A 15,490-nucleotide genomic window follows, 5' to 3' on the forward strand; every position below is an offset into this window, starting at 1 on the left:
GTCCGGGGCGGACCCCAACAGGGAGAGGCTAAGTAGCCATTGCGACAGTTTTGCGAAGGAAGTTGCGGCAGCGCTTCATTTTGCGAAGCGCTTTGCGTTCCGCTGTGTGACCGGCATCGTCGACGTTGCGTGAACGATGCCGGTCATATCGCTACTTCAGGCCGCTTCGGCCTTCACCGTCTTGAGCTTGCGCGGCCCCTGGAGCAGGGCCTGGCGTACGTGCGAAACCACCAGATCCACTTCCTCGCTGGTCACCAGGAAGTGCGGCGTGAAGCGCAGCGAGTTGGTACCGCCGTGGATCACGCCCACGCCGCGCTCGCGCATGAACTCTTCGATGGAGTTGGCGCCGTAGCACTTGAACTCAGGCGACAGTTCGCAGGAAAACAGCAGGCCGGTGCCTTGCACCTTGGTGATCAGGCCGCCCAGTTCGTTCTTCAAGGCGTTGAGCTTGTCGACGAATTCCTTGCCGCGCTCGCGGATGTTGTTGCGCACCTCATCGGTGAGCAGGTCGAGCGTGGCGAGCGCCACGTCGAGCGCACGCGGGTTGGCCGTCATGGTGTTGCCGTAGATGCCTTTGCGGTACAGCTCGGCGGTGCGCGCAGTGACGGCAAGCACGGACAGCGGGTACTGGCCGGCGTTGAGCGCCTTGGAGAAGGTTTCCATGTCCGGCGGCGCGAGTTTCTCGAAGCCCGGATAATCGGTGACCGACAGCACGCCATGCGCACGCAGGCCCGCCTGGATGGAGTCGACCAGCAGCAACGCACCGTGCGCTTCGGTGAGCGCACGGGCCTTCTGATAGAACTCCGGCGTCACCGCGCGACCCGGATCGCCTTCGCCCATCACCGGTTCCAGGAACATCGCCTCGATGAACCAGCCGTTCTTGTCCGCATCGGCAAACACGGCTTCGAGCTGCGCGATGTCGTACGGCTGCACGGTGAGCAGCGTGTCTTCATGGCGATAGCTGGCCAGATGCTGCAGATAGGTCTTGCGCGTGGAATCGGAGTACAGCGCCGGCTTGTCGGTGCGGCCGTGGAAGGCACCCTTCACCACCAGGCGCTTGATGGCGCGACCGGCATAACGCGCGCCCGGATCGGTCAGCAGCTTGGCATTGACGTCGGCAATGCGACAGGCCAGGCCCACGGACTCCGAACCGGAATTGAGGGCGAGGTAACGCGTATACGGATTGCTATCGCGGTTGCGGCCCAGTTCGCGATCCATCGCCTTGGCAAAGCGCATCTGCGAGATGCTCGGCGTCATCACGTTGGCCATCACCTGCGGACGCGCCAGCGCGGCGTCGATGGAGGCGTTGTTGTGGCCAAAGCCGAGCATGCCGTAGCCGCCGTTGTCGTGGATCACGGCGCCCTTGAAGCTCACCACCCACGGGCCGCGCGCAGCCGCGGGCAGGTACGGGTTGATGGCATCGTCCGGATAGAAGTTCACGAATTCCGTCTGCACCTGTGCCATCTGCTCGGCTTCGTCGAGCTTGAGGAAATCGCCGAGTTCGCCGCGCAGTTCACGATGACGCGTCACGGCATCGCTGATCGCCTGCGCCAAGTCAGGATGACTGGCCGCGTAGCGTTCGATGGTGGCGTCGTCGAGGCCGTTGGTCTGCGGTGCGCCGCCGAATTCGCGCAGTTCGCGCAGCTGATCAATCACGCCCATGGGTAACTCCTTCAAGGTCGACTTGCCTGCCGTCCCGATGGCATGCGCATCGATGTGTCTACGAATGCGTTGCGGAAACGCGAAACCGTTCAGCGTTTCTCTTGGCCCGTGAGAGCCGTGCCGCAGTGCGATCCATCACGGATGTGGCAATGCAACGACTGGCTGAGCATAGCGCGGCGGTGTCGCCGCCGGTACCCCGGGTGACGCTTGTCATGTGTGGTAGCTGACGGGGTCAACTGCCGGCAAACCCTTGCAGTGCCTAGGATGGCAGGCAACAAGGAGGAGCCATGAACCCGTCTGCCGCAGTGGTGGCCAGCCTGGCTGGTGCAGTCAAACGTTACGGTGCTTTAACGGCGCTGGATGGCCTGGACCTCATGCTGCACCGCGGCGAACTGCTCGCCTTGCTCGGCCCCAACGGCGCCGGCAAGAGCACGGCGATCAGCCTTCTGCTGGGATTGTTGCGCGCTGATGCGGGCAGGGTGGAACTGTTTGGCCAGGATCCGCAGGCGATTGACGCGCGCCGTCGTATCGGCGTGATGCTGCAGTCGGCCTTTCTGCCATCGACGCTGACTGTATCGGAACTGTTACGCCTCACCATGAGTTATTACCCCGCGCCGCGTTCGCTGGCGGAAAGCGCGGAAATGGCCGGCGTGGCGGATCTGCTCTCTCGTCGCTACGCGGCGCTTTCCGGCGGCCAGCAGCGTCGGGTGCAGTTTGCGCTGGCGCTGTGCGGCCGACCGGAGTTGCTGTTCTTGGATGAGCCCACGGTCGGCATGGATATCGATGCACGGCAAAAATTGTGGGCGGCGATTCGACGGCTCACCGCCGAAGGTTGCGCCGTGGTGCTCACCACGCATTACCTGGAAGAAGCCGAAGCGCTGGCGCACCGCGTGGTCGTACTCGGCAAGGGCCGCGTATTGAGCGAAGGAAGCGTGGATGAGTTGCGTGCGCATGTGGCGGTGACGCGCATTCGCTGCATCAGCGATCTGGACGCAGGCGCGCTCGCGCAATGGCCGCACGTATCGCACGCCGAACGCGATGGCACGCACCTGCTTTTGCATAGCGATGCGCCCGAGCACGTGCTGCGTCGCCTGCTCGATGCCGATCCCTTGCTGTCGGAACTGGAAGTGCGTCGCGCCGGCCTCGCCGAGGCGTTCACCGAATTGACCCGCGACAACGTCGCCGAAAAGGAGGCTGCGTAATGTCCGTGACCGCCATCCAACGCTCGCCGTATCAAGGCATGACGTCGCGCCGCCTGCTTGGGGCCTACGTCACGGAGGCGCGCAGCGAATGCCTGCGCTACTTCCGTTCGCCGGGCTTCCTGCTGCCGGTGACCTTGTTTCCCACCATGTTCTACCTGCTGTTCGGCATCGTGATGAATCACAACGCCGATGCGAATACCGCGCGCTATTTGCTGGCGAGCTATGGCGTGTTCGGCGTGATGAGCCCGGGTCTGTTCGGCTTCGGCGTCTCGTTGGCGATGGAGCGCGAAAACGGCCTGCTGACACTCAAGCGCGCGATGCCGATGCCGCCCGGTGCGTATCTGCTGGGCAAGATGGTGATGGCGATGCTGGCCGCGGCGATGGTGATGCTCTTGCTGCTGGCGCTGGGCGTGGGCTTTGCGCACGTGCAGCTGAGCGTCCTTCAGGCGCTCATATTCATCGTCACCGGGATGATGGGCGTGTTGCCGTTCTGTGCGTTGGGCATGCTGGTGGGCACGTTGGTGAAGGGGCAGGGTGCGCCTGGCGTCATCAACCTGATCTATCTGCCCATGTCGTTCCTTTCCGGCCTGTGGATTCCACTCTCCGCGCTGCCGCAGGCGCTGCAACGCGTCGCGCCGATCTGGCCCGGCGCCCACCTGCAGCAGCTTGCCCTGGGATCACTGGGCTTGGACCACTCACCGGCATGGCCGCATCTGCTCGTGCTGCTGGCTTATGGCGTGGGCTTCTTCCTGCTGGCGGCCCGACGCCTGCATCGGGTGGGTTGAAGTAGCATGCGCGAGGGGCGGACGGATCACGGGGAGCGGGACACGGTGCGTCAGTGGCTACGAGCTTGGTTTACGCCGGCGCCGGATTCTCTGGCGGCGATCAGCATGCACAAAGGCAAATCGCCATGGGTGGATGCGGTGCATCTGCTGTGGTCGGTCTGGGTGTTCGTGATCCCGGCGTTCGATCACTACACCTGGCAGTGGGCCTGGATCACTTTCTTCAGCTATCCGCTGTTCCTGCTGCTGTATGCGCAGGCATGCATCGCTTCCCGGCGGCGCTCGCGCTACTACGCGCTGGCCCTGGTTGCCTTGTCGATGTTGCTGCTGCGCTGGTATCCCAGCGGGCTAACGTATTTCGTCTACGGCACCATCATGCTGCGCAGCTGCCGCATGAAGCTGAGCCGCTACATGGCGCTGCTGGCCCTGCTCAACGTGATGCTCATCGTCGAGGTGCGGCTGCTCAACTATCCGTGGCAGGCGGTGATCTGGATACCGGTGACCTCGATCATCGTCGGCCTGGTGGTGCACGCCGAGCGCCTCAGTGAAGAAAAGGAAGCCGAGCTTCGCCTTTCACACGATGAAGTGCGCCGGCTGGCAGCGCTGGCCGAGCGCGAGCGCATCGGCCGCGACTTGCATGACCTGCTGGGACATACGCTGTCGCTGATTACCTTGAAGCTGGAGCTGTCGCGCAAGCTGTTCGATCGCGACACAGAAGCCGCCAAGCGCGAAATGGCCGAAGCCGAGCGTGTGGCACGGCATGCTTTGCAGGAGGTTCGCACGGCGGTGTCAGGCATACGCGCCACCGATCTGGCGGCCGAACTTGCCGCAGCGCGACTGATGCTGGAGTCGTCGGCGGTGTCGTTCGAATGCGGCGAGCTGCCGCCTTCCTTGCCGGTCGAGGTCGAGCGTGGGCTCGCACTCGTGCTGCGCGAAGCCGTGACCAATATTGCCCGGCACGCCCAAGCGAGTCGCGCGCGCGTACTTACCGAAGTGGCCAACCAGACGCTGAAACTGTGTATCCAGGACGATGGGCGCGGCGGCATCGATGTGCACGGCAATGGCCTCAAGGGCATGTGCGAACGGGTCAAAGCGCTGGGCGGCACCCTCGAAGTGTTGTCGCCGGCAGGCCAAGGCACGCGCTTGAACATCATGGTCCCGCTGCGTTCGCGCTCGGTATTTCGCGACCTGGGCCAGATCGACGGGACGCCGGATTCGCCGGGGACGGCTTGGTCACCGCAGGAGCGGCAGGCGACATGAACAACTGGTTCAAGCCGCATCCCGATTCCCTGCTCGGCAAGCTTGGCTCACCCAGTTACCTGCGCTGGGAGGCCATGGCCAATCTCGTGTGGGTCGCTGCGCTGTTGATCGGACCGATCGGCGACCCCAGGGCCGTGTGGACGCGCTGGCTCGTGCCCACGCTGATCTCGGCGCCGCTGTATCTGTATTTCCACTTCAAGGTCTATACCGCGCCTTATCGACAGCTGGCCTGGTATGCCGCGGGCATCGCTGTTCTCGGCTTGATGGTGTGGCCGTACAACGGCGTGGCGATCGGTTATGTGGTGTCGTCGGCCATGTGCTTTGCCTACCTGTCGTCGTTGCGTCGCTGGTTGACGGCACTGGCGGTCCTGGTCGTTCCTACGGCCATCGTTGCGTACGAACTGCACGTCTCGCCCTGGATCATGCTGTTGATCGTCTTCGTGTCGTTGACGTCCGGCTTCGGGCATTTCCTGCGCATGAACAACCAACGCAAGGACGTGGCGCTGCGTCTGTCGCAGGAAGAAGTGCGCCGGCTCGCCACGATGGCGGAACGCGAACGCATTGGCCGGGACCTGCACGACTTGCTCGGCCACACCTTGTCGCTGGTCGCGCTCAAATCCGAACTCGCGCGCAAACTCGCGCTGGTCGACCCCGAGCGCGCCCAGCGCGAAATGGACGAAGTCGAGCGCGTCGCGCGTCATGCGCTGGCCGAAGTGCGCACGGCGGTCACCGGCATGCGGCGCGGCGATCTGGCCGCGGAGCTGGTCTCGGCGCGTCTGATGCTGGAAGCCTCGGGCGTCGGGTTCCATGGGGCCTTTCCTTGCGAGGTCCAGCTGCCCGCCCAGGTGGAAGCACCCCTGGCTCTGGTGCTGCGCGAGGCGGTGACCAATATCCATCGTCACGCCAAGGCGAACACCGTCAGCGTCGACTTCACGATCGACAAGCACAGCTTGCGCATGCAGGTCTCGGACGATGGTTGCGGCGGCCTGAGCGTGCACGGCAATGGCGTGAGCGGCATGCGCGAACGCGTGCGTGCGCTGGGCGGCAGCTTGCAGATCGATTCGCCGCCGCGGCATGGCACGGTGCTGACCGTGCAGGTGCCCTTGGGCAAAGAGCAGATGCCGGGGGCTTCGTCCGAAGCGTCGGTCGTCATGTTGGACAACAGGAGTGCTGCATGATTCGTGTAATGCTGGCCGAAGACCAGGCGATGGTGCGCGGCGCGCTGACCGCGCTACTCAACCTCGAAAGCGACATCGAGGTGCTTGGTTCGGCCGCGGACGGCGAGGCGGCGTGGCGCGAAGTGCAGCGCGTGAAGCCCGATGTGCTCGTCACCGATATCGAGATGCCGGGCTTGACCGGGCTGGAGCTGGCCCAGCGCATCCAGCGCCATGAGCTGCCGATCAAGGTGATCATCGTGACCACCTTCGCGCGTCCCGGTTTTCTGCGTCGCGCGCTGGATGCCGGTGTGTCGGGCTACCTGTTGAAGGATGCGCCGGCCGAGAATCTTGCCGAAGCGCTGCGCATGGTTCATCGCGGCGGACGCGCCATCGATCCTCAGCTGGCCCTGGAGGCCTGGTCAGAGGCCGATCCGCTGAACGATCGCGAGCGACAAGTGCTGCGCCTGGCCGGCGAGGGACAGTCGGCCAACGATATAGCCACCCAGCTCAATCTGTCGCACGGCACCGTGCGCAATTATTTGTCCGAGGCCATAGGCAAGCTAGGCGCCGCCAACCGCATCGAGGCCTACCGCCTCGCGCGGCAGAAGGGCTGGCTGTAGCCAGCGTCCGCGCGTTCGGGTGCAATAGCGCCAGCAGGTTTTCTCGAGCGCGCCCTTGTCTCCCATCCTTGTCCGATCGATCCGCTGGCTTGCATGGCTGTTCGCAGCCGCTGCTGTGGCGTCGTGTTCCAGCAAGCCAGTGCCGCTGACCAACGATGCCTACGTGTGGCAGCGGCAGTGGACGCCGGCGCTGGTGCAGTCGATAACGGATAACGGCCCGTCCGTCCGCGCGTGGCGCGTGCTTGCGGGCGAAATGGATGGACAAGGCCAATGGCGTACGTTCACGCCCGACTGGCGCGCACTCAAGGCCAGCGGCAAACCCATCGTGGCCGTGGTGCGTATCGAGGGTCAGCTTCGGCAGTGGGATGAAGCCGTGCTGGTGGCCGACGTGCAGGCGGTCCTTGCCCAATGGCGCGCGCAGCAGATGGTTTTTGCGGGCGTTGAGATCGACCACGATTGCGCCACGTCGCGTCTACCCGGCTACGCGCATTTCCTGCAGACCTTGCATCCGTCACTGCGGGCGGACGAGCGCCTGTCGGTAACGGCGCTACCCACGTGGCTGGACAGCAGCGACATCGACGCTGTGCTTGCGCAAGCCGACGAGGCCGTGTTGCAGGTACATGCGGTGCAATCGCCTCGCGCGGGGCTATTCAACCCGGAGCGTGCCAGGGCGTGGCTGGCGGATTTTGCACGGCACACACGCAAGCCGTGGCGCGTTGCCTTGCCCGCCTACGGCACGCGAGTGAGTTGGGACGAACAGGGGCGTGTATCCGCCATCGAGAGCGAGCGTCCCAGCTTGGTGGGCAGCGACGGGGCCAGTGAACTGTTCGCCGATCCGCGCGCGATGCAGGCGTTCGTGGCGGCACTGGAAGTGGACACACCTCACGGGCTATCCGGCATCGTGTGGTTTCGCCTGCCGACCGGCGAGGACGAGCGTGCGTGGAGTGAGGCGAGCTGGCGGGCGGTGCTTGCCCGCGAGCCATTGCAAGCACGCTTGAAAGTCGTTGCTGAGCTCACCGACGATCGCCTGCGCTACGACGTGCGACTAGTCAATGCGGGAACGGCAGATGTGCTCCTGCCAGCGCTCGTGCGCGTCGATGGTGGCTGCGAGGCGGCTGATGGCATCAATGGCTACGTCTTGCAGCGCAGTGGGCGGGACCTCTATTTGCAGCGCTCCCGAGTAGGCGTGCTTCGCGCCGGACGCCAACTGGGTGTGGGCTGGTTGCGCTGTAGTGTCGCGCCCACCCTGCGCGCGCAATCCTGACGTCTTCCAAATCGGGCTTTCCGTCATACTGACGTGATGTGGGCGCGGAGCGCCCTTATCAGGTGAAACCATGTTCAAGCGCCCATGGATCGTCGCTGCAGTGGTGGCCGGCCTCGCCGGTGCCGTTGCCTGGGCCTGCGGCCCGATGTTTCCTAACCAGTTGCTCGACCAGCGTGCCAGTACGTTGAAAGCCGTGCCGCAGAACAGCTTCGCGTTCGAGGCCATGCATCTGCTGGCCGCGACCGACAAACTGGTCACCGGCCAAGCAGCGGCCGATGACGACCGTGCAAACCCCAAGGCCGATGAGGCCGAAGCGAAATCGCTGGGCGTGTCGACCGTACAGCTGGCCCGCATCCATGCACTGCGGGCGCTTGACACCGGCGATGCCGCGTACGAGCAGGGCAAGGATCTGCCGGAAGATCTGCGTGCCTATATGGCCGGTGCAGTGGATTTCGCCAAGGGTAACGACGACCGGGCCGCGGCCCGGTTCGAACAGGTGCTGGCCTTGCCGGCCGAACAGTCGACGCTGCGCTCCGTGTGGGCGGCTTACATGCTGGGTCGCATCCACGCAGCGCATGCCAAGTCGTCGGCAGCGGACGCCGCGACGTTCCAGCGCGAGCGCGCAGCGGCGGCCAAGGCATTCCAGCTGGCGCGTACACGCGCCGTGGATGGCGCCTCCGACCCGCAAGGACTGGCCGTCGACAGTTTCGGCGAAGAAGCGCGCCTGTATCTGTACAGCCACGGCAAGCAATGCAGCTGGGGCGACCTCTCCGGCGCCACCCTCGACGATGGCGGCAGCGGCGGCGACGATCATCCGGCCAGCTTCGACGCCAACTGCGGCACGGGCATCGCTGCAGGCGACCTCAAGCGTGCCATCACGCTGTATGCGGCCCAGGCCGGACATCAGTCCAACAGCGGCGTGCAATCGCTGGTGGCCATCGCCGATCTCACGATGCGCCATCCGCAGCATCTCGATGAACTGATCGACACGCCTGTTCCGCAACGATTGCTGGTCGCCTATGCACTGGCGCGCATGGACGGCCATTCGGACGACGCTCCGGTGGGTAGTGAGCGCAAGATCGATCCCAGCCTCACGGCATTGGTGCAGGCCATCGAGAAGCGCGGGCTCGACCAGGTCGCCGGCGCGGACCGTCTCGCCTCGCTCGCTTACCAGGTGGGCAACTACGGGCTGGCGGCACGGTTGGTCGAAAAGTCATCCGGTCCGCTGGCCGAGTGGGTACGCGCCAAGCTGGCCCTGCAGAAAGGAGATCTGGCTGCAGCCAGCGCCGCCTATGCCGCCGCTGCCAGGGCATTTCCAAAGGCGGGTGATGCGCAGGCGGCCATCGAGCCCTCCAACGCGAATCTGATCACCGGCGAGCACGGTGTGCTGGCACTGGCGCGTGGCGAGTATGTCGAGGCCCTGGGCCATCTCTACGATGCAGCGGTGGCCGTGGGTGGCGACGGCAATGTCTACGACTGGGACTCGGAAACGGCCTCTTACGGTTACGGCAATGACGCCATGTATGTCGCTGAGCGCGTGCTTACCGTCGATGAGCTGAAGTCCTTCGTCGATGCCCGGGCGCCGGCCACGCCACCGATGTCCAGGCGTCCGGACAACGTGGATAACTTCAGTTACCGCGCACCGATTGCCGACAGCCTGCGCTGGATGCTCGCGCGCCGCTTGATGCGCGCGGGGCGCTATGAGGATGCCTTGCCTTACTTTCCCGCGGACAACGACGCGCGTTTTGGCACGTACGGCGACGATGGAAAGCCGCAAATGCGGAGCTTCCGCTCCCCCGCGCGTAGCTATGCCAAGGCCGTGCACGATAGCGAGCAAGCCTGGACCGACATCGGCAAGGCCCAGGCGCTGTATGCCGCCGCCGTCATCGCGCGCGAGCACGGCATGGAGATCCTGGGTTACGAGCAGGGCCCCGATTACACCGATAGCGAGGGCAGCTATCAGGGCGGCAGCGGGCAGACGCCCAAGTCGCTTGAGCAGGCCTACGTGACGGAGGGTGAGCGGCAGCGCTATGCGGCCAGCGAAGCGAACCCGAACTATCGCTTTCACTATCGCTACATCGCTGCCGACCAGGCGAGCCGTGCCGCTGATCTATTGCCGCCGCGTTCGCAGGCGTTCGCAGCCGTGCTGTGCCAGGCGACTGGCTGGATGATGCAAGGTCCGCCGGACTATGAGGATCACTATCAGGGCTACCGCGAAGCCGTGCCCAGCGAGTCGCCCGAGCGCCTGCGCCGCGTCAAGGCCTACTACCAGCGCTATGTGAGGCAAGGCGCGTACGTCGAATGGGCCGGTGGCTTCGGCAGGGGTTGCGAACAGCCCGATTTCGACCGTGCGCGAGCGCTCAAGCGCAGCGAGCAGGTGGCAGCGTTGAAGCGCGCCGTGCGGCACGGCTGGCCGTTGGAACTAGGGGCCGTGGTGGTGCTGGCAGGTGGTCTGGCCGCCTGGATCGCGCTACGCCGTCGGCGCAAAACCCCGGCCTGACGGCCTGCCGTGGGTTTTGCGCGATAATGGCGTATTCGACGCCAGTATCCCGCCGTGAAGAAGACCGATTTCGATTTTGAGTTGCCGCCCGAGCTGATCGCGCAGTCGCCGTTGGCCGAGCGTTCGGCCAGCCGCCTGTTGCTGCTCGATGTGCAAGCGCAGGCGCGCGAGGACCGTATGTTCCGCGAGCTGCCGGATTTCCTGCGCGACGGCGACCTGCTGGTGTTCAACGACACGCGTGTGCTGCCTGCGCGCCTGTATGGCCGCAAGGACACCGGCGGCCAGGTGGAAATCCTGATCGAGCGCGTCACCGGCGCGCACGAGGCCACCGTGCAGCTGGGTGTGAGCAAGAAGCCGAAAGAGGGCGGCCGCATCGAGCTGGCCGACGGCAGTCATGCCGTGGTGCTGGGGCGCGACGAGTCGTTCTTCCGTCTGCACTTCGAATCGCCCGAGCCGCTGGAAAGACTGCTGTTGAAACTGGGCGAAATGCCGCTGCCGCCGTATATCGAACGCCACGCCGATGCCAGCGACATGGAGCGCTATCAGACGGTGTTCGCGCGCGAACCGGGTGCGGTGGCGGCGCCCACGGCCGGCCTGCATTTCGATGAAGCGATGCTGGCCACGCTGCGCGAACGCGGCATCCAGTTCGGCTACGTGACCTTGCACGTCGGTGCGGGAACCTTCCAGCCGATCCGCGCGGACGACATCAAGGATCACCAGATGCATCGCGAGTGGCTCAACGTGGGCGCGAGCCTGGTGGAGCAGATCCGCCGCACGCGGGCGGCCGGCGGTCGCGTGATTGCGGTGGGCACCACCGTGGTACGCGCGCTGGAGAGCGCCGTGCGCGATGGCGAAGTGCAGCCGTTCGCGGGCGAAACGCAGATCTTCATCTTCCCCGGCTACAAGTTCAGCAGCATCGACGGCCTGCTGACCAACTTCCACCTGCCGCAGTCGACCCTGCTGATGCTGGTGTCAGCGCTGGCGGGACGCGACTTCATGCTGGGCTCGTATCGGCATGCGGTGGAGCAGAGGTACCGGTTTTTCTCGTATGGCGATGCGATGTTGATCTTGCCGAAGGGCTGAACGGCAGAAACCCCCACCTGTGGCAGCGCACCCTGTGCGCGACGGCCACGCTGGGGTGTACCGCTCCGTAGGCTTGTCGCGCACAGGGTGCGCTCCCACAAGGTGGGGCATCTGCGCCCCCAAAGCACGAAATCGCCGGACAGGCGATAATTCCCCCTATGACTTCTATGACTTTCGAACTCCAGGCCACTGATGGCGCGGCCCGTCGTGGCCGTCTCACATTCGACCGCGGCACGGTGGAAACGCCCGCCTTCATGCCGGTTGGCACCTATGGCTCGGTGAAGGCGATGACGCCGCGGGACGTCCGCGAGATCGGCGCCGAGATCATCCTGGGCAATACCTTCCACCTGTATCTGCGCCCCGGTCTCGAAGTGGTGGAGCAGTTTGGCGGCCTGCACAAGTTCATCGGATGGGACAAGCCGATCCTCACCGACTCCGGCGGTTTCCAGGTGTTCTCGCTGGCGCACAAGCGCAAGATCACTGAGGAAGGCGTGGCCTTCGCCTCGCCGGTGGATGGGTCCAAGGTATTTCTGTCGCCCGAAGAGTCGATGCGCATCCAGAAGGTGCTGGATTCGGATATCGCGATGATCTTCGACGAGTGCACGCCGTATCCGGCCACGGAGAAGGTGGCGTCCACTTCGATGGAGCTCAGCTTGCGCTGGGCGGAGCGGTCGCGCCGCGCGTTCGACGATCTCAAGAATCCCAATGCGCTGTTCGGCATCGTGCAGGGCAGCGTCTACGAGAACCTGCGCCGTCGATCGGCGGAGGGCTTGGTCAACATCGGCTTCGATGGCTACGCCGTAGGCGGCCTCGCCGTGGGCGAGCCGGAGGCCGAGCGAAACCACGCGCTGGATTTCACGGTGCCTATGTTGCCGGCCGACAAGCCGCGCTACCTGATGGGCGTGGGCCGTCCGGAGGACATCGTGGAAGCGGTGCGCCGTGGCATCGACATGTTCGACTGCGTCATGCCGACCCGCAATGCGCGCAACGGCTTCCTGTTCACCGCCGAAGGCACGCTGCGGATCCGCAACGCCAAGTTCGCGCTGGACACCCGCGTGATCGAGGAAGGCTGTGACTGCTACGCCTGCGGCAGCGGCTTCAGCCGCGCCTACCTGCGGCATCTTGACCGCTGCAACGAGATCCTCGGCAGCCAGCTTGCCACCATGCACAACTTGCGGCATTACCAGCGCCTGATGGCCGGGCTGCGTGAGGCCATTGCGGCGGGGAAGCTGGAGGACTTCGTGGCGGAGTTTTATGCGCGCAGGGCGGGAGGGGTGATCTGATTGCCCCTTGTTGGCAGTCACCCACTTTCAGACTGACCCACGTGCTCGTCATCCGGGCGCAGGCCGGGATCCAGTGGCGATATTGGTGGGTTTCCGCGGTAACGCAGGGCAGGCTCGACAGAGGGGCAAAAACCAGGCCTCGCCGCCACTGGATTCCGGCCTGCGCCGGAATGACGGGGTAGGGTGTTCCGGGGAACCTTCGGCCCGCCGCCCGGGTCCAGCCCTTGCAAAGCACGCCTCCCGGCGCCAGAACCCTTCACGGGCGGGCCTTGCAGCGCATGCAGGGGCCGGGGGCGCGTGGCATAATCCACGATCTTTTATCAGGTGTTGTCAGAAAACTCTGGCAATACCGCTACTTGCGAGACGAGCCAGATGACTTTTCCGATGTCCTATGTGATTGCCCAGGCCGCTCCCGCAGCCGCTCCGGGGGGGAATCCCCTGATGAGCCTGGCCCTGCCGATCCTGCTGCTGGTGGTCATGTTCTTCGTCATGATCCGCCCGCAGATGAAGCGTCAGAAGGAACACCGCGCCATGCTGTCGGCCCTGTCCAAGGGTGACGAAGTGGTCACGAACGGCGGTATCGCCGGCAAGGTGGAAGAGATCGGTGAGAGCTTCATCACGGTCGAGATCGCCCCGAACGTGAAGATCAAGGTGCAGAAGGGCGCCGTGCAGCAGGTCCTGCCCAAGGGCTCGCTGAAGTCGTCCTGACGACTTGCCGGAGCGGAGGGGCTCCGGTCCACACGATGCATTGCTCGCCGCGGCTGCCTCAGCCGCGGCTTTTGACGGATTCAAGGCATGAGTGATTTTCCACGCTGGAAATATGCGCTGGTCGCCATCGTATTGGTGCTCGGTATTGTTTACGCGTTGCCCAATGTGTTCCTGCCGGTGCCTGCCGTGCAGATCACGGCCAACCGCAACGGGACGGTTGACCAGTCGATCGAACAGAAGGTGGTCGACGCGCTGAAGAAGGCCAACGTCGCTACGACCGGTGTCGAGCTCAATGGCGATCATCTGCTCGCCAGCTTCGCCAATGCCGACGTGCAGAAGAGCGCAGCCGATGCCATCAAGGCCTCGCTGGGCGACGACTACACGGTGGCGTTCAACCTGAAGTCGACGGTGCCGCATTGGTTGACGTCGATCGGCGCCAAGTCGATGCCGCTGGGCCTGGATCTTCAGGGCGGCGTGCACTTCCTCATGGAGGTCGATCAGAACGATGTGATCGACAAGCAGGAAACGCGTTACGCGGACGACATCCGCAGCCTGCTGCGCGAAAAGAACATCCGTTACGAGTCGGTGGTGCGCAACCCGCAGCGCGGGCAGGGCGTGTCGGTGGTGCTCAAGTCCGCCGCCGACCGCACCGCTGCCGGCAACGCCATTACGGCGGATTATCCCGATCTCGCCGTGACGGACGGCAACGCCACCGGCGATCGTTTCCCGCTGAACGCGGCGGTGCGTCCGGATAAGGCGCGTGAGCTGTCGCTCAACACCATCCGTCAGAACCTTGGCACGCTGCGCAATCGCATCAACGCGCTGGGCGTGTCCGAGCCGATCATCCAGCAGCAGGGCGACAGCCGCATCGTGGTCGAGCTGGCCGGCGTGCAGGATACGGCCGAGGCGAAGAAGCTGATCGGCGCCGTGGCGACCCTGGAATATCGCTCGGGCTACGGCACGCCGCAGCAGGCCGTGGACGCTGCCCGCACGGGCATCGTTCCGCCCGACGCGCGCCTGTACAAGGATCGCGATGGCCGTCCGTATCTGCTGAGCAAGAACATCATCGTCACCGGCGACCAGCTGGTGGATGCTTCGTCCAGCTTCGACCAGCAGAGCGGCAGCCCGGCGGTGTCGGTGACGCTCAATGCGGCCGGCGCCAAGAAGATGCTCGACTTCACCACCAGCAACGTCGGCAAGCCGATGGGCGTGGTGTACGTGGAGCGCGTGGTCGACACCAAGATGGTCGACGGCAAGGAAGTGCGCACGCCGAAGGTCACCGAAGAAGTGATCAACTACGCCACCATCAATGGCGTGTTCGGCAAGAACTTCCAGACTACCGGCCTGCGCAGCCCGAAGGACGCCTCCGATCTTGCGCTGCTGCTCAAGGGTGGTTCGCTAGCGGCGCCGGTCGATATCGTCGAAGAGCGCGTGATCGGTCCCAGCCTGGGTCAGGACAACATCCAGAAGGGTCTGCGCGCCGTGACGCTCGGCCTCGCCCTGGTGCTGCTGGCCGCTGCGTTCTACTACAAGCTGTTCGGCCTGGTGGCCGACGTGGCGCTGTTCTTCAACCTGGTGATCCTGATCGCCGTGATGTCGGCGGTCGGCGTGACGCTGACCATGCCGGGCATCGCCGGTATCGTGCTGACGCTGGGTATGGCGATCGACGCGAACGTGCTGATCTGCGAACGCATCCGTGAAGAACTGCGCAACGGCTCCTCGCCGCACGCGGCGATCCGCGCCGGTTACGACAAGGCGTGGGCCACCATTCTCGACGCCAACGTCACCCACCTTATCGCCGCGCTCGCGCTGACCACGATGGGCTCGGGCCCGATCAAGGGCTTCGGTGTCACGCTGCTGATCGGTATTTTGACCTCGATGTTCACCTCGGTCACCGTGACGCACGCGATCACCGCGCTGATCCATGGTCATCGCAAGCTCAAGACGCTGTCGGTCTGAGGAAAAGACA

At 64.7% G+C, this 15,490-nt stretch carries 12 protein-coding genes; 11 read left to right on the forward strand and 1 reads right to left on the reverse strand.

Features of this window, described 5'->3' with window-relative positions:
• Positions 1–156: 156 nt before the first annotated feature.
• Positions 157–1,662 carry an aminotransferase class III-fold pyridoxal phosphate-dependent enzyme gene (locus AC1DMY_RS02245; protein ID WP_477163398.1) on the reverse strand — a complete coding sequence of 502 codons (1,506 nt, stop codon included), beginning with the start codon at positions 1,660–1,662 and terminating at the stop codon, positions 157–159.
• Between the two features lie 287 nt (positions 1,663–1,949).
• Here AC1DMY_RS02245 and AC1DMY_RS02250 point away from each other — a divergent pair, with 287 nt between their 5' ends.
• The 11 genes from AC1DMY_RS02250 to secD all read left to right on the forward strand — a co-directional run bounded on the left by AC1DMY_RS02250 (position 1,950) and on the right by secD (position 15,480).
• The gene (locus AC1DMY_RS02250; protein WP_477163399.1) at positions 1,950–2,864 is read left to right on the forward strand and encodes an ABC transporter ATP-binding protein; all 915 of its coding nucleotides are present in this window, start codon (positions 1,950–1,952) and stop codon (positions 2,862–2,864) included.
• Positions 2,864–3,649: an ABC transporter permease gene (locus AC1DMY_RS02255; RefSeq protein WP_477163400.1), complete on the forward strand. Its 786-nt coding sequence runs from the start codon at positions 2,864–2,866 to the stop codon at positions 3,647–3,649. Before AC1DMY_RS02250 ends, AC1DMY_RS02255 begins: the two co-directional genes overlap by 1 nt.
• A 105-nt stretch (positions 3,650–3,754) precedes the next feature.
• Positions 3,755–4,906, forward strand: coding sequence for a sensor histidine kinase (locus AC1DMY_RS02260; protein ID WP_477163401.1), 1,152 nt, complete (start codon positions 3,755–3,757; stop codon positions 4,904–4,906).
• Positions 4,903–6,084, forward strand: a complete 1,182-nt coding sequence (locus tag AC1DMY_RS02265) for a sensor histidine kinase (protein ID WP_477163402.1) — start codon at positions 4,903–4,905, stop codon at positions 6,082–6,084. The genes AC1DMY_RS02260 and AC1DMY_RS02265 overlap by 4 nt, the downstream gene beginning before the upstream one ends.
• Positions 6,081–6,683: a response regulator transcription factor gene (locus AC1DMY_RS02270; protein ID WP_477163403.1), complete on the forward strand. Its 603-nt coding sequence runs from the start codon at positions 6,081–6,083 to the stop codon at positions 6,681–6,683. Before AC1DMY_RS02265 ends, AC1DMY_RS02270 begins: the two co-directional genes overlap by 4 nt.
• Before the next feature lie 55 nt (positions 6,684–6,738).
• Entirely contained in the window at positions 6,739–7,947 is a 1,209-nt protein-coding gene (locus tag AC1DMY_RS02275) for a DUF3142 domain-containing protein (protein ID WP_477163404.1), read from the forward strand.
• 70 nt (positions 7,948–8,017) lie between these two features.
• Entirely contained in the window at positions 8,018–10,447 is a 2,430-nt protein-coding gene (locus AC1DMY_RS02280) for a hypothetical protein (protein WP_477163405.1), read from the forward strand.
• Between the two features lie 54 nt (positions 10,448–10,501).
• Entirely contained in the window at positions 10,502–11,530 is a 1,029-nt protein-coding gene (queA, locus tag AC1DMY_RS02285) for a tRNA preQ1(34) S-adenosylmethionine ribosyltransferase-isomerase QueA (protein WP_477163406.1), read from the forward strand.
• A 158-nt stretch (positions 11,531–11,688) separates the two neighbouring features.
• On the forward strand, positions 11,689–12,813 hold the full coding sequence (tgt, locus tag AC1DMY_RS02290; protein ID WP_477163407.1) for a tRNA guanosine(34) transglycosylase Tgt: 1,125 nt from the start codon (positions 11,689–11,691) through the stop codon (positions 12,811–12,813).
• 372 nt (positions 12,814–13,185) lie between these two features.
• Positions 13,186–13,521: a preprotein translocase subunit YajC gene (gene yajC / locus AC1DMY_RS02295; RefSeq protein WP_046970017.1), complete on the forward strand. Its 336-nt coding sequence runs from the start codon at positions 13,186–13,188 to the stop codon at positions 13,519–13,521.
• An 87-nt stretch (positions 13,522–13,608) separates the two neighbouring features.
• A complete protein-coding gene (gene secD / locus AC1DMY_RS02300; RefSeq protein ID WP_477163408.1) occupies positions 13,609–15,480 on the forward strand; it encodes a protein translocase subunit SecD in 1,872 nt (623 codons plus the stop codon).
• Positions 15,481–15,490: the final 10 nt, after the last annotated feature.

This window comes from Dyella sp. 01L423 (assembly GCF_056399945.1).

What these genes read in the sequence shown, in the direction of transcription:
- AC1DMY_RS02245 (WP_477163398.1), bottom strand. Translation starts at nt 1,662, where the DNA reads ATGGGCGTGATTGATCAGCTGCGCGAACTGCGCGAATTCGGCGGCGCA.
- AC1DMY_RS02250 (WP_477163399.1), top strand. Translation starts at nt 1,950, where the DNA reads ATGAACCCGTCTGCCGCAGTGGTGGCCAGCCTGGCTGGTGCAGTCAAA.
- AC1DMY_RS02255 (WP_477163400.1), top strand. Translation starts at nt 2,864, where the DNA reads ATGTCCGTGACCGCCATCCAACGCTCGCCGTATCAAGGCATGACGTCG.
- AC1DMY_RS02260 (WP_477163401.1), top strand. Translation starts at nt 3,755, where the DNA reads ATGCACAAAGGCAAATCGCCATGGGTGGATGCGGTGCATCTGCTGTGG.
- AC1DMY_RS02265 (WP_477163402.1), top strand. Translation starts at nt 4,903, where the DNA reads ATGAACAACTGGTTCAAGCCGCATCCCGATTCCCTGCTCGGCAAGCTT.
- AC1DMY_RS02270 (WP_477163403.1), top strand. Translation starts at nt 6,081, where the DNA reads ATGATTCGTGTAATGCTGGCCGAAGACCAGGCGATGGTGCGCGGCGCG.
- AC1DMY_RS02280 (WP_477163405.1), top strand. Translation starts at nt 8,018, where the DNA reads ATGTTCAAGCGCCCATGGATCGTCGCTGCAGTGGTGGCCGGCCTCGCC.
- tgt (WP_477163407.1), top strand. Translation starts at nt 11,689, where the DNA reads ATGACTTCTATGACTTTCGAACTCCAGGCCACTGATGGCGCGGCCCGT.
- yajC (WP_046970017.1), top strand. Translation starts at nt 13,186, where the DNA reads ATGACTTTTCCGATGTCCTATGTGATTGCCCAGGCCGCTCCCGCAGCC.
- secD (WP_477163408.1), top strand. Translation starts at nt 13,609, where the DNA reads ATGAGTGATTTTCCACGCTGGAAATATGCGCTGGTCGCCATCGTATTG.